5 protein-coding genes are annotated in these 15,346 nt (G+C 63.6%); 2 read left to right on the top strand and 3 right to left on the bottom strand.

Annotated elements, in window-relative coordinates; all coding sequences use genetic code 11:
• The first annotated feature begins 183 nt into the window (after window positions 1–183).
• Window positions 184–2,286: a bifunctional rhamnulose-1-phosphate aldolase/short-chain dehydrogenase gene (locus tag QFZ88_RS19525; RefSeq protein ID WP_024927043.1), complete on the top strand. Its 2,103-nt coding sequence runs from the start codon at window positions 184–186 to the stop codon at window positions 2,284–2,286.
• Window positions 2,287–2,403: 117 nt separating this feature from the next.
• Here QFZ88_RS19525 and QFZ88_RS19520 read toward each other — a convergent pair whose 3' ends face one another.
• Entirely contained in the window at window positions 2,404–11,151 is an 8,748-nt protein-coding gene (locus QFZ88_RS19520; protein WP_024927044.1) for a beta strand repeat-containing protein, read from the bottom strand.
• 338 nt (window positions 11,152–11,489) lie between these two features.
• On the opposite strand from QFZ88_RS19520, the gene QFZ88_RS19515 reads away from it, so the two are divergent.
• Window positions 11,490–13,226: a winged helix-turn-helix domain-containing tetratricopeptide repeat protein gene (locus tag QFZ88_RS19515; protein WP_024927045.1), complete on the top strand. Its 1,737-nt coding sequence runs from the start codon at window positions 11,490–11,492 to the stop codon at window positions 13,224–13,226.
• 70 nt (window positions 13,227–13,296) lie between these two features.
• Here QFZ88_RS19515 and QFZ88_RS19510 read toward each other — a convergent pair whose 3' ends face one another.
• Both QFZ88_RS19510 and QFZ88_RS19505 read right to left on the bottom strand, forming a co-directional pair.
• Complete coding sequence (locus tag QFZ88_RS19510; RefSeq protein WP_024927046.1) at window positions 13,297–14,154, bottom strand: sugar phosphate isomerase/epimerase family protein; 858 nt, start codon at window positions 14,152–14,154, stop codon at window positions 13,297–13,299.
• A 152-nt stretch (window positions 14,155–14,306) separates the two neighbouring features.
• Window positions 14,307–15,335, bottom strand: a complete 1,029-nt coding sequence (locus QFZ88_RS19505) for an extracellular solute-binding protein (RefSeq protein ID WP_024927047.1) — start codon at window positions 15,333–15,335, stop codon at window positions 14,307–14,309.
• Between the last annotated feature and the right edge of the window lie 11 nt (window positions 15,336–15,346).

Genomic DNA, 15,346 nt, shown 5'->3' with positions numbered 1-15,346 from the left:
TACGCAAAACAGACAATCACGCAAGCGGTTTGTGGAAAATATCAATCATATTGCGCTGCACATACGTCATATTGCAATGCACTGTGATTTAGTTTGATCTTTTGCGATTGACAAAGTGCACGTCGTGGCTTGAATTGATGCACAAAGTATCGCGCCCGAGGCGGCGCGGCGGGAGGATCCGAGATGCCCGACAAACAGTCCGCACGGCTCGCCAATCTGTGGGACGATCGCAAGGCTGCCGCGATGACGGAGCCGGAACGGCTCGTCTACCGGTCGAACCTTTTGGGATCCGACAAACGGGTCACCAATTATGGTGGCGGCAACACTTCATCCAAAGTCCTGCAGAAGGACCCGCTGACCGGCGAGGATGCCGAGGTGCTCTGGGTTAAAGGCTCGGGCGGCGACAGCGCGTCGATCAAGCTCGACGGCTTCGCCACCCTCTATATGGACAAGCTGCGTGCGCTGAAGGGGCTCTATCGCGGTCTCGCGCATGAAGACGAGATGGTCGGCTATCTGCCGCACTGCACCTTCAACCTCAATCCGCGCGCGGCCTCCATCGACACGCCGCTGCATGCCTATGTGCCGAAGCCCTTTGTCGACCACATGCACCCCGACGCCATCATCGCGCTGGCCGCCGCGCGGGATTCACGCGAGCTGACCAGAAAGGTCTTCGGTGAGGCGATCGGCTGGTTGCCGTGGAAACGGCCGGGCTTCGAACTCGGACTTTGGCTGGAAAAGTTCTGCCAGGAAAACCCGGCGGCCAAGGGCGCGGTTCTGGAAAGCCACGGCCTGTTCACCTGGGGCGACACGCCGGAGGCCTGCTACACGACCACGATCGACACGATCAACCAGGCGATCGAGTGGTTCGAACACGAGACCAAGGGCAAGCCGGCCTTTGGCGGCGCCGTGGTCGCGCCGCTTGGCGTACAGGAACGCCGTGCCATCGCGGCGCGGCTGATGCCCCGGATCCGGGGCATGATTTCATCGTCTGGCATGCGCAAGATTGGTCATTTCGACGACTCTCAAGCAGTGCTGGAATTCGTCAATTCCCGCGAACTCGACGCGCTGGCGGCACTCGGAACATCCTGCCCCGACCATTTCCTGCGCACGAAGATCAGGCCGCTGGTCATTGGCTTCGACCCGGCCAAGCCCGACATCGATGCCGTGACCGATGCCCTGCCCGCCGCTATCGAAGCGTATCGTGTCGGTTATCAAGCCTACTACGACGGCTGCAAGCATCCGGATTCACCCGCCATGCGCGACCCTAACGCCGTCGTCTATCTGATGCCGGGCGTCGGCATGTTCACCTTCGCCGCCGACAAGGCGACGGCACGCGTCTCGGCTGAATTCTACGTCAATGCCATCAATGTCATGCGCGGCGCTTCCGCCGTGTCGTCCTATGTCGGCTTGCCGGCGCAGGAAGCCTTCGACATCGAATACTGGCCGCTGGAAGAAGCGAAGTTGCAGCGCCTGCCGAAGCCGAAATCGCTGGCCGGCCAGATCGCCTTCGTCACCGGCGGCGCCGGCGGCATCGGCAAGGCGACGGCGATACGGCTGTTGCGGGAAGGCGCCTGCGTGGTGCTTGCCGACATCGACGAGGCGGCGCTCACCGCCACGCATGAAGAACTGGGCCACGCCTTCGGCAAGGATTTCGTGCGCGCTGCCAGGCTCGACGTGACGGACGAGAGCGGCGTCGCGGCCGCCTATGCCGACAGCGCGGTGGAATTCGGCGGCGTCGACATCCTGGTTTCCAATGCGGGCATCTCATCCTCGGCACCGATCGAAGATACGGAACTGTCGATGTGGAACCGCAACATGGACATCCTCGCCAAGGGGTATTTCCTGGTTTCGCGCGAGGCTTTCCGCACCTTCAAGCAACAGAAGCTCGGCGGCAACATCGTCTTCATCGCTTCGAAAAACGGCCTGGCCGCCTCACCCAACGCCGCAGCCTATTGCACGGCCAAGGCCGCTGAAATCCACCTTGCGCGCTGTCTTGCACTGGAGGGCGCGGAGCACCAGATCCGCGTCAACACGGTCAATCCCGACGCGGTGTTGCGCGGCTCCAAGATCTGGACCGGCGAATGGCGCGAACAACGCGCCGCCGCCTATGCGATGCAGCCGGACGATCTGGAGGAACATTACCGCAAGCGTTCGATGCTGAAACGTTCGGTGTTTCCCGAAGACATCGCCGAAGCGGTCTATTTCCTGGCTTCCGACATGTCGGCCAAATCGACCGGCAACATCATCAATGTCGACGCGGGCAACGCCCAAAGCTTCACGCGATAAAACCGGCAGACGGGACAGTGAAGATCTAGGAAACCCCGCTCCTTCATTGCAGAAACGGCGGCCTGAGGGCCGCCGTTTTCATTTCGTCTGAACGCCAGTAGCGATGATGCCGTTACCTCACCAGCGCAAGCCGACCTTGGCCTTTCCAGACAGGTTCTGGACATTGCCGGAGAACTCGCCCTGGAGAGAGAGCCCAGCGAAGAAACCAGATGCGGTGCTGTATTCGGCACCGGCATCGACCAGCGCTGAATAGTGGTCCGGATTTGCCCCCTCGATGGAGAAGGAAGTACCGGCCAACGCCGGGAAGCCGGCCGTGAAGCCGATGCTGTCGCCGCCATTGATGGCGAGCGCGAGACGTCCCGAAAGCGCCAAGGCTGCACCGTTCTCGAGGCCGACCGTACGGTCCAGCCGGGCGCCGAGCTCGGTGCGGGTGACGGTCGTGGTGTTGCCCTTGTAGGCGAGCCCGAAGCTGCCGAGGCCGGTCTCCGCATAACCCGGTATCCGGTAGGCGATCGCCTGGAAGGCCGCGTAAGGCGTGAGCGTCGCAACCGGCGTCTCGATGCCATAACCGGCCTCGACGCGTCCGGAGAAGGCGTGTGCGTTGAAATCGCCCGAGAGCGAATTGCCAAGCACGGTCCGGCTGGTTTCGACATCATAGAATGTATAGGCGGCAGCCGCCGCAACATAGGCGTCGCCGAAGTCGTGCCTTGCGAATGCGCCGGCATTGAAGAAGCGCGCCTGACCGCCACCCAGTTTGTCGGCGAGGTGGAAGTCGGATGAGCCGCCGCCAAGCGCGATGCCGAGCACGCCGTCGTTCCACCGCCTGGCGATGCCGCCGGCAAGCCCGAACGTGTTCAGGTCCGTATCATGCGAGCCGGCGGCCGCGTCTCCGCCGATCTCGGCCGAGCCGCCATAGGCCGCACCCCAGCTCTGCCAGCGGCTGTCGAATATCCTGGCAAGAGGATCGGCGACACGACCGGATTTGCCGCCGAGAGCGGCAAGTTCGGTTTGCGCCTTCCCATCGGTCGGCTCTTCGGCATAGGCGGCCGTACCGCTTCCAGCGGAAGCGGCCGGCGCGGCGCGACCCGTCAACGCCTCGCCCGCCAGCAGGCCGAGGAACTGATCCGTGCTCTGGATGCCAGCGCTGATCGCACCCGCCGTTGCCTCGCCGGACACAAGCGAGAGACCGGTTTGGTCAAGAGCGCCGAATTCCGCCGGCAGACCGCCCTTGGCGTCGAAATAGCCGACGATGGTGTTGGCGACAGAGCGCTGGTTGCGGTTGAGCGGATCGAAGCTTGGCCCACCAGGATTGCCTGGGTTGCCCGGCCCGCCGGGATTTCCAGGCTCGCGTATGTCGAGGTCGAGCACGAGATAGGCGTTGGTGCCGTCATAGGCGAGCTTCTGGGTGAAGCCGGTCGGCGTCGTCCCGGTCAGCCCGGCGAATGTGGTGCCGCCGAGCCCGCCCAACGCGTTGAGAATGGTGTAGGTCTTCTGGATGTAGGTCGCCGTGGCGTAACTGGTCGCAACGGTGCCACCCGACAGATTGGCGGTGCCGGTGACATTGGTGCGGTCGGCAGCAGCGGGATCGACTTCGACCGCATAGGTCGAGCCAGCACCGAACGCCAGATTGCCGGCGACGTTGACCGTACCGATCGAATTGCCCGGCGCCAGCGTGCCGCCACTGTTGACGGTGACCGAAGACACCGTGCCGGTGCCGCCGAGCGTGCCGCCAGCGTCCACCGTGATGCCCGACGACGATGCGATCGAGCCGTTCACCGACAGGGTGCCCTGCTTGACGAAGGTCTGGCCGGTGTAGGTGCTCGTTCCCGACAGCATCAGCTTGCTAGCGCCGGTCTTGGTGAAGCTTCCGCCGCCGGAGATGCCGCCGGAGAAGGTGGAATTGCTGGTCTCGTTCACGGTCAGGGCACCGCTACCCATGGCGACGGAGCCGGCACCGGACAGCGTGCCGATGACCTGGTCGAGACCGCCGAGATCGAGGCGCGCGCCGCTCGCCACCGAAACCGCGCTGTGGGACGAGAAGGCGTTGGCCTTGCTCGCGGTGAGCGCGCCTTCCGAAACCGTGGTCTGGCCGGTGTAGTTGTTGGTGCCGGACAGCACCAATGAGCCGGTGCCGGTCTTGGTCAGTCCGCCCGAACCGACAATGTTTGATGCAACGCCCGCGGTGAAGCCATTGCTGTCGAAAGTGCCGCCGCCATTGCCGAGCGTAACCGTACGCGTAGCGGCGAGATCGAACGCCGCGTCGTAGCGCAACGTACCGCCATCGAAGGTAAGCCCTCCAGCCGCGTTGCCAAGATTGGCGTCGTTGGAGACAGCGACAACGCCCTTGTTGAGGAAAGTGCCGCCCGAATAGCTGTTCGTGCCGGTCAGTTTCACGACACCGGTACCATTCTGCACGACCTGGCCGTGGCTGCCCGCCATGTCCGAGATGACGCCGGAGGAGGTGTAGGCGTCGGAGCGATTGAAGGCGAGGATACCGCCGAGTTCGACGTTGCCCAGGATCGAGCCGGTGGTGCCACCGTTGCCGAGCTGCAGCGTGCCGGCCTTGACGACCGTGCCGTCGCCATAGGTGTTGGCATTGGTCAGCACCAGCGTGCCAGCGCCGATCTTGTGCAGGGTGCCCGGATCGCCGTTGTCGGCGATAACGCCGGCAATCGTCATGGTGTGGCCGTTGGTGTCGATCGTGCCGTAGCTCGGACTGACCGCGAAGCGGTTGTTGAAGGTCAGCCCGTCAGCGCCCGCCTTGAAGATACCCGCCGCGTTCAAGAGGACGCGACCGGTGCCGACCGCCTGATTGTTGGTCACCACCAGCGTCGTGCTTTCCGGCGCTCCGAAATAACCCACCGTAGTGCCACCGCTGTAGGTGTTGGCGCCCGTCAGCGTCAGCGTGCCACCTGCGAGCACGAGGCCGCCGCCGGTCGAACCGGCGTAGCAGTCCGTACCCGTCGCGCCGCAATCGCTGATCACGCCGGAAAAAGTGCCGCCGGCGTTGGCGATGGTGAGATCCCGGCCGCCGAGATAGACGGCTCCGCCGCCGGTCAGCGATTTGATGCCCGGGCCGGAGCCCGTACTCTGATCGGAAATGTCGAAGACACCGTTGGCAACGACGCCGCTGGAGGTAAACACGCTGCCGTCGCCGGAAAGCTGCAGGGTACCGCCGGCATCGACAGTGGTCGAACCGGCATACGTGTTGACGCCGGAGAACATCTGCGTGGCGCCGTTGGCGATCACCACATTGCCAGCCGAGCCGCCCGCGATGCCGCCATCGCGGATCGAACCGCCGAACACGGAACCGTTGGTGATGGTCAGCGTCTTCGAGCCAAGCGCAACGATGCCGGTCCCCGTCGTGCTGGCAAGGCCACGGACACTGGCGCCGGTCGTCGTCTGCGAAATATCCAGCGTGCCACCGAGCGCGAAGCCGACATAGGCGGAAGTGGCGATCGAACCCGCTCCCTTCAGCGCCAATTTGGCGCCGTTATCAATCTGGGTGGCGTTGGTGTAGGTGTTGACGCCGGACAAGGTCTGCGTGCCACCGGCGATTTCCAGTCCGCCATTGCCCTTGATCGAACCGGCAAACTCGGTCGAGCCGTTTCCAATGACCAGCCCCTTCGTGCCGAGCTGGACCGTTCCCGAGGAGGTTCCGGCAAGGCTGGTTATCGCGGGGAACGGCAAGGTCGTTGCCGAAATGTCGAATGTGCCGTCTTCCACCGCCACGACACTGGATTGCGCGATGCTGCCCTTGCCGGCCAGCGCCAGCGTGCCCGCCTTGATCGTCGTGGCGCCGGTATAGGTGCTGGCGCCAGTCAATGTCAGTGTGCCGCTGCCGTATTTGTCGATGCCGATGCCGGCGGCACCGGTGATCACCGACTCGATCTCCGCATTCGCACCACCTGCAATAGTGATGAAACTTGCGGCCGTATTGCCGGCGCTGTCGCCGCTCAGGATCAGGTCGTCGCCGGCGATCTTGTAACCGTCTTGCGTGAACTGGATGCCTTCGAACGCGACCGGCCCACTGACCGAAACCAGGCCGCCGGTGCCGGAAAACACGCCGACAGAGCCGTGCCACTGGTCGTTGAAATTAGCGGCGCCGGGTGCGCCCGTCCAATTGGTGCCACCCGCGCTCCAGGTCCCCGCGCCGCCGTCGACCGAGCCATTGCCGGCGCTGTCCGCGCCGTCCCAGAATTGCACGATCTGGCCCGCATGCTGGATGAAGAGGTTCACCTGGTTGGGGATCGCGGTCTGCACGCTGGCGTCCGTCGGCACGCTGGAATAGTCGCCGGAGACGGTGCCATCGACGTTGAAGAGCCGGTAGTAACCGGAGACGGCAGCCGGCGTCTGCAAGGTGCCGCCGAGCGTGAGGTTGCCGGTGACATAGACAAGATCGTTTAGCGGCCCGCCCACGATGCCGGGCGCACCGAGTTCGAACAGGCTGGTGGAGCTTGCCCCAAGGGTCAGGTCGCCATCGACGGTCAGCTTGCCCGGGCTGTTGCCGATCGCAAGCGTGCCGTTGACGATCGTATTCGACAGTTTTCCGGTGCCGCCGATCGTGGCGCCCGTGTCGACCGTGACGGTCGACTTGATCGAACCGTTGACCAGCAGCTTGCCGTCACTCACCGTCGTTGGCCCGGTATAGTCGCTATCGCCGGAAAGCGTCAGGGTCCCAAGACCCGTCTTGGTCAATCCGCCGGTGCCGGTGATGCCTTGCGATATCTCAGTGCCAAAGCTGTTGGTGTCGATCGTGCCGCCGGCGGCGGCGAGCGTGATCTGGCGCGTCGCGGCGAGATTGAACGCGGCGCCGAGTTTGAGCGCTCCACCGTTGAAGGTCAGGGCGCCGGAGGCTGCGCCCAGATTGGCGTCCCTCGAAGCCTGCACGGCGCCCCCCAGCAGCGTCGTGCCACCGGTGTAGGTGTTGTCGCCTGAAAGCGTCAGCGTTCCGGCACCGGTCTTGGCGAGCGAACCGCCGGTGCCAGCAATGGCGCCGCCGTCATTGTCGGCTATGACGCCATCGACTTCGGTCGACTGGTGGTTGCCGCCGACGGTCAGCGTCTTCGAACCGAGATAATATGCGCCGGCGCCTTCGATCGAACCCGCGGTCGTGCCGGTCCCGGTCAGGCTGGAAATGTTGAAGAGGCCGCCGGCTTTGGTGATGAAGCGTGCGGTGCCGCCGTTGCTGCTGCCCTGGAAGCGGGTGGCGCCGCCGGCGTCGGTGGTCACGGTGGCACTGTATGCCGTGGCATTGCCGGTAAAGTTCAAGACGGCATTGTTGGTAATGGCCGCGGCGCTTGCCGTGCTGTTGCCCTGGAACGTCAGGCTGTTGTTGTTTGTAATGATGGCGTTTGCGGCGCTCGCGTCGGCAGAGAATGTCGCGGTGCCATCATTGGTGATGTTGGCGCCCCCGGCGTTGCTCGTGTCGTTGAAATCCAGCGTCGCGCCGCTTTTGTTGGTGATGATGGAATCGCCCGCCGTGGCGAAATTGTTGAAACTGAGCCCCGTGTTGTTTTCGATGTTGGCACGACCGGCGCTGCTGGTGTCGTTGAAGGCGACGGTGGCGGAGTTGATGATGGTCGCGCTGCCACCCAGGCTCGTGCCGTTGAAATTCAGCGTACCGCCGAGATTGGTGATGACGGCGCTGTCGGCCGAGCTGTTGTTGCTGAACGCGAAACTGCTGTGGTTGGTGATGCCAGCGGTTCCAGCCTTGCTATCGCCGCTGAAGGTCAACGAACCGAAGGTGTTCATGATGGTGGCGGCACCGGCATTGCTGGTGTCGTTGAACGCCAGCGAACCGTTGGAGACGCTGGTGATCGTGGCGCTGCCGCCCTTGCTATCGTTGTTGAAGGCAACGCTGCCACCATGAGTGGTGATGTTGGCCGTACCTGCCGTACTGGTATCGTGGAAGGCGAGGGTCGCGCCCGCATCGTTGGTAATCTGAGCGGTACCAGCGTTTGCCGCATTGCGGAAATTCGTGGTGCCGGCGTTCTCGACGTTGCCGATGGCGCTCATATTGGCATTGACGACGTCCAATGTGCCGCCGCCCCACACCTTCACGGGGCCGGCGATGGTGGTGGTCGTGCCGGCATCGCCAAGCTGCAGCGTGCCGCCGTGGATCGATGTGAGGCCGCTATAGCTGTGCGTGCCGGTCAGGATCGTCCTGCCGGTGCCGATCTGCTCGACTACCCCGCTTCCCGAGATGTTGCCGGCATATGTGGAGGTATCCGACCGATTGAACTGGAGCACGGAGTTGTCGATGATGTTCCCAGCCATCGAACCGCTGGTGCCGCCGTCTCCAATGCGCAATGCCCCGGTGCCGCTGATCGTGGTGTCACCGGTATGGGCATTGGCGCCGGTCAATGTCAGCGCGCCGCCGCCGCTCTTGGTGAGGGTGCCTCCACCCGAGGTAGCACCGGCGAAGGTGGTGTTCGTCGCTTGATCGACGGTGAGATTGCCCAAACCGAGCGCCACGGTGCCGCCGGTACCCGACAGCGATGACATGGTGAGATTGTAGTTGTTAAGGTCGAGCGTGCCGCCATTGACCGTGTAAGCCGTGTTGGCCACAAAGGCACCCGCCGATCCCGCCCGCAACGTGCCGTCGTTCACGGTCGTGCCACCGCTATAGCTGCCGGTACCCAGCAGCGCGAGTATGCCGGTTCCGCTTTTGGTGAGCGCACCCGTCCCGGTAATCCCACCGGCAAAGGTCGTATTGATAGCCTGGTCGACGGTAAGATTGGCCGCGCCGAGCGCCACCGCACCGCCGCTGCCCGAGAGGCTCGACATGGTGAGGTCGTAGCCGTTGAGGTCAAGCGTGCCACCGGTGAGCGTGTAATCGGTGTTCGCCACGAACCCTGTGGCCGAACCGGCACGCAATGTGCCACCCGACACCGTGGTGCCGCCCCAATAGGTGTTGGGACCGGTGAGGACGAATGTCCCCGAACCGCTCTTGGCCAAGCTGCCGCTGCCGGTGATCGCGCCGGCGTAGGTGGTGTTCGCAGTTTGGTTGACGGTGAGAGCGGCCGAGCCAAGCGCGACAATTCCGCCGGTGCCCGATAGCGACGACATCGTGAGCCCGAAGCTGCTTAGATTGAGCACGCCGTTGGTATTGACCGTATAGGCCGTGTTGCCCACGAAAGCGCCCGCCGATCCGGCCATCAACATGCCGACATTGACCGTCGTACCGCCGGTATAGCTGTTGGCACCCGTCAGGACCATCGTGCCGGGCGCACCTTTGAGCAGATAAGCCGTGCCGGTCAGCTTCGCGTCGATCGTACCGGTATTCGAGATATTGAACGAATTTGCGGCTTCGATCGTGCCTGTTCCGGTAACGCTGCCGCCATTGAGGTTGAGGATTTGCAGGCTGAGCTTGCGGCCCGCGCCGACATTGATGGTCGCCGTGTCCGAATTTTCCAAGGTGGAGACATTGAACATGTCGCCGCCGGTGAGCGACAGCATGCCGTTGTTCTGGTTGTTGATGGGGCTCATCTGCACGTTGACGTCGCCGCCGACGACATTGATGGTGCCGCTATTGTTGACGGCGTATCCGGCTCCGGGAGAAAGTATCGCCGTACCGCCCGGACCATTAAAATTGATGAAGCCGCCGGGATTGTTGTTGATGTTACCATTGTCCATCACGATGCCGTTGGTGCCGACATTGATGGTACCGCCGTTGTTCAGCGTATTGCCGGTGCCGAAAAGCACTGCTGCGTCAGCCAGGCTGATCGTCCCAGCATTGCCGATGGTGGCCGCCGACAGGGTACGGCCGCTTCCGACCGAGATGGTCCCGTAGTTCGTCAGCGTCGTGATGCCGGAAACGTCACCCGACGCGTCTGCCCCGGTGACGGTCACGGTGACGCCGCCATTGACCTGGACCGTATTGTTGAAGATGCCCGCCAGCTTCGTATTACCGCCGAGCTCGATCGCGCCGATGTTGCTGCCCGCGAGCGCGGTGATGCTGTTGGTGCCGCCGGTGATGACGATCGCGGTGTTGAGGCTGCCAGACAGGCCGCCCGCGCCCCCGCGCGCGCCGCCCAGGATCGTGCCGCTGTTGTTGATGGTCAGGTTCTGGCCGATGATGCCGTAGCCGCCGGCTTGCGGGCGATAGGGCTGGTAATTCAGGAAGTCTGTTCCGCCGCCCCCGCCCCGGATCGTACCGGAATTGGTGATCGTCAGCCCACTGGAAATCGTTGCGGTGATGCCGTTGCCGCCGTTGCCGCCTGCGCCGTTGCCGTACGGATTTGCGAAGCCGTCGCCAGCGCCCGGGCCGACGCCCCCGGCCCCGCCGCCGCCGCCACCGCCCGTAATCGTTCCGGAATTGGTAAGATTCGCGCCTGTCGTGACGATGATGCCGGAGCCTCCGCCACCGCCTCCTCCTCCTCCACCAACGTTGTACGATTGGTTGTATAGTGAAGCGCCGGACCCGCCATTGCCGCCATTGCCGCCGGCGATCGTGGCGTTGTTGGTAAGGCCCGTGGTCAGTGTGAGCCCGGCGCCGCCGGCGCCGCCGCCGCCGCCGCCCGACCCGTAACCTTTGCCTTGGCCGCCGCCGCCGCCGCTGTCCGAACCGCCGCCGCCGCCGCCATTGCCGGAACCGCCCGTAGCTCCCCAGCCACCGCCCGTACCCGTCGTCGAACTGTCCCCGGCGGGGCCAGCCCCGCCGCCGGAGCCCGCCGTCGAGGAATTCGGCGCATTGCCGCCATTCCCGCCGTTCTGGCCGATGCTGTCGGCCAGCGCTGGTCCCGCTGCCACGATCAGCGCCAGCGGTGCGACGGAGGCCGTCAGCGCGGCTGTCAACGAGGCGATGACGATACGCAGCGCGGACCGATTGGCCGGCGTCGTGGAAATTCCTACAGCACTCACGATTATGCTCCGCATGCTTCAATGTCGGCGGTAAAAGGGGGCCTCAGCGGCGCACGCGCCGCGCAAAGCCGATGCACCCGAAAAAAGTCGGGGCTCGGCGATCTCGGCTGTGGGGCGCATGGGGTATGCGCAACCTCGCCACTACGGACAGGCTTCTGTCCGGATGCCTTTGATTTCAATACTATTCCCCCGCGCGAACTGCCCTGCCCTGAAACGGCATCTGCGGCATTTCATGTCATCAGGCGGGCTGGGCTGTCCTGAACGGGTGTCGATGACTTTCTGAAGATTTTCTGATATTTGAACGGGTCTTGGCACGGTTCCGGATTGTGGGGGTTGGGGTGCTCCGGTTTGCCGGATTTGAGCTTGATCAGCGACGTATCGAACTCCGCGCGCCTGGCGGCGAGCCAATCCGGCTGCGCCCGAAATCCTTCGACATGCTGCGCCTGTTCGCCGCCAATGCCGGGCGCGTCGTCAGCAAACAGGAACTGATGGAGGCTATCTGGCCGAACATCCATGTCGGCGAAGACAGCCTGTTCCAGTGCATTCGCGAAATCAGGACAGCGCTCGGCGACGAAGGACGCCAGCTGATCAAGGTCGTCTCCGGCCGCGGCTATCTGTTCGATGCCGAGGTGTCGGGCGATCCGGCCAGTTTTGCCGCGTCTGCCGGGCTTTCGTCCGCTTCGGAGCAGGAGGGGTTGGCACAACAAGCCGGTGGCCACGCTGCAGCTACAGTCGCCGGCCCGGCAAAGAAACGGCAGTTCTCGTTCGGCCTGCGTAGCCGCGTCGCTGCGGTCATCGCCGTTCTTTGCGCGGTCATCGGTTTTGCCGTCGCCGCGCCGATGTTCGCGCCAGGCGTCGTTGCCCCTGAGAACACGCCGACGATCACCGTGATGCCCTTCGTCGATGGAGGCAGCGACCCGCAAGCGACATCGATGGCGACGAACGTCACGGACCGCCTTGCCGACGGCCTTGCCAAGATCGATACGATCCGCGTGGTGACGCCACGGTCGGATGTAACAACCGCTTCACTCGCCAACGCGCCAACACGCCCGGCGGACACCGACTTCGTGGTGAGCGGCGAATTGCAGCGGAGCGCAAACAGCTGGACGCTGGAAGCGCGCATGACCAATGCCGCGACCGGCGAGGTCAAGTGGACCACCTCTGTGGCGGTCGACACGGAAAACACAGACCTGGCGCTCCAGCAATCCCGGCTCGCCGCCGGCGTCGGACACGAACTCGCCGTCCGCATCAACGCCGTACTTTATCCGAGAGCTGGCGTGGCCAGCCCACTGACAGGCAGCACAAAGGTCGTGGTCGAGCAGGCGCTCGCCTCGATCAACCAGACGACGCGCGAGCGCTTCACGGCCGCGCAGACGATGCTGGAAAGCGCGCTCGCCAACGCGCCCGACAATCTCGACCTGCAGGTCACGCTGTCCGCGTTGCAGACACGCGGGATTCAGATGAACTGGTACAGCGCCGCCGAGAGTACGGCGGCGGAGAGCGCCGCCAGATCACGGCTGGAGCGTGCGCTGCAGGCCAAGCCCAACTACCTGCCGGGGCTGGAAGCCTATTGCCGTTTCCTCACCGCCACCAACAATTTCGTCGAAAGCCTGGTGGCCTGCGCAAAGGTGCTGAGCCTCGATCCATGGAACGGGTCGGCGCTCTATCAACTGGGCCTTACCCAGATTCAGCTCGGGCGCTTTGATGACGCGCTGGCAAACTTCAAACAGGCGGATCGCTTCGACACGCCAGCAGTCTCGCGCTGGACCTGGCTGCTCGGAATAGGCTGGGCCAATCTGCTTCTCGGCCACAGTGAGGAAGCGGTGCCGTGGCTGCAGAAGTCGATCGCCATCACGCCGGCATCGGGGCGGCCCTATATGGTGCTGGCCGTCGCGCTGCAGGGTTCCGGACGGACGGACGAGGCAAAGGCGGCGCTGGCGAAAGCCATGGTTTTGCGACCCGGTTCGACGGCACTCAATGTCGCGCCGCCGAAGCGAAACGCCAGTCCGGTCTTTCTCGAAGCGGGCCAGCGTTTCATCCGGACGCTGGTCGAGCTCGGGTTACCAGCCGGCTAGGCAGAGATCGATCCGGGCAACCGGCTGTTCCAGAAGATCGGTTGATCGCCGGCTCTCGCGACCAAATCGCTCAGCTCAGCGCCAGTCTCAGCACCTCTTCCACCGACATGCGCGAAATTTCACCGACCTCTCTGGCGCTCATGGCTTTCAGCATGGGCGAGAAGACTTCCGCGCCGACCTGGTTGAGGCCACCGGTCTCGGTGAGGACGCGCACGATCTCGACATTGGGGAACTGACCGTCGCCGGGGAATTTGCGGTCGTAGCAATCGTCCTTGATGGTCACGCCAGCCGGCAGTTCGAGCGGGCCGTCATTGAGCTGGACGCAATGGATTTTGTCGCCGGGGATCTTGCGCAGGTCGGCGAGGTTCGACTTGCCCCGCACGCAATGCCATGTGTCAAAGACCAGCCCGCCGTTTTTGGCGCCGGCGCCCTCAACGACCTGCCAGGCCATGGCGAGCGTCGGCACGCCCCATAGCGGAATGAATTCCAGCGAACAGTCGAGATCGAAGCGCGCCGAGGCGGCGCATATTTTGGCGTAGTCCTCGATGATCGCGTCCATCGGCATCGAGCCTAGCGGAAACGTCGCGTTGAGGCTGATCGACCGGCAGCCGAGTTCGGCGCAGAGCGCGAACACCCGCTCCTGCCTGGTGTCGACGGTAGCAATGTAGGCGTCGTCCATATTGTCGGGCAGCCAGACACGCGACCAGGTGTTCAGCGGATCAAGCCGCAGGATGCGCATGCCCGCATCGTCGGCACGCCGGCGCACTTCCTTCGGCGAAATACCGGCGACCTCAAGCTGATCCACTTCGTAGGGCATCAGGGAAAGCGCATCGTAACCGGCAATGCGCGTGGCCTCGAATTTCTCGGCCAGCGGCAGATGCGCCACGTTGGAGAACGGCATCAGATAGCTGTTCACGGTCTTCGACATCGATGTCTCCATTGTCTGCACGGATGCCGGTGCCGGCATAAAAAAGGAAAGCCGCTTCCGTCCAAACGTCGAGGGAAGGACGAAAGCGGCAGCACAAAGTTCAGCCTGGCGGCCTCGCGGCCGTCTTCTTGTTGTCTCGTGCAGACGGGCTGCTACTGGCGCAGGCGCGTCCAGATCAGGTCGTATTTCTTGGTGGCCTCTGCAGAGCAGACCGGGCTGACCACCTTCTTGTAGTCGGCGGGAACCTGAACCTCGGGCGCCGTGGCGATCTCCTTCGGCAGCATCGGCTCGGTGCCGTTGACGCCAGTCGGGTAGCCGACATCCTTCTGCTGCAGGGCCGCGTTGGCGGGGTCCATCAGGAAGGAGATGAATTTCTTGGCAAGGTCGGGCCTGGCTGCAGAAGCCGGCACCACGACATTGTCGATCCAGGCGACGCCGCCTTCCTTGGCGAAGACGAATTTCAGCGACGGCTTCTGCTGCCTGGCGGTCAGCGCTTCGCCATTGGCGACCTGCGAAATGGCTGTTTCGCCGGAAACCAGGCGCCCCATGACGCCCGACGAGTCATAGATTTTCACGAACGGTTTCTGTGCCTGCAGCAGCGCGTCCACTGCCTTGAGCTTTTCGGGATCGGTGGTGCAAGGCTCGATGTCCAGACTGCGCATCGCCAGCGCGATCACCTCAGTCGGCGAGGAGAACATGCCGATCTTGCCCTGCAATTCCGCAGGCGGATTGAAAAGCAACGACAGGCTGTCGGTTGGTCCCTTGTAGATTGTGGTATCGACGGCATAGGAGGTGACGCCCCAGAAATATGGGATCGAATAGACGTTGCCCGGATCCCAGGCGGATTTCTTCCACTGCCCGTCGAGATGGTCGTAGTTCGGCAGCTCGGAAATGTTCACCGGCTGGATCATCCGCTCCGACTTCATGATCGGAATGAAATCGGTCGAGGCGATCGCGATGTCGTAGCCGGCGGAACCGCTGCGCAGCTTCGAAAGCAAAGTCTCGTTGTTGTCGTAGGTGTCGAGCGCGACGGCGACGCCGGTTTCGGCGGTGAACTTGGTCAGCATCGCCTGCGAGATGTAGCCGTTCCAGTTGTAGATATGCAGCGTGTCGGCGGCGTGGGCGACACCTGCAAAGGCGGCGATGCCGGCGGCCAGGACGAGTTTCAATGTTCGAAGCATGGTTTTCCCCT

This window comes from Mesorhizobium sp. YL-MeA3-2017 (genome assembly GCF_030814575.1).
Taxonomy (GTDB): domain Bacteria; phylum Pseudomonadota; class Alphaproteobacteria; order Rhizobiales; family Rhizobiaceae; genus Mesorhizobium; species Mesorhizobium terrae.
Note: the sequence above shows the minus strand (reverse complement) of the source record. Positions and strands in the feature narration are given on the sequence as shown.

Bases quoted from the DNA above. Each gene is read 5' to 3' on its own strand.
- QFZ88_RS19510 (WP_024927046.1), bottom strand. From the start codon at position 14,154: ATGTCGAAGACCGTGAACAGCTATCTGATGCCGTTCTCCAACGTGGCG.
- QFZ88_RS19505 (WP_024927047.1), bottom strand. From the start codon at position 15,335: ATGCTTCGAACATTGAAACTCGTCCTGGCCGCCGGCATCGCCGCCTTT.
- QFZ88_RS19525 (WP_024927043.1), top strand. From the start codon at position 184: ATGCCCGACAAACAGTCCGCACGGCTCGCCAATCTGTGGGACGATCGC.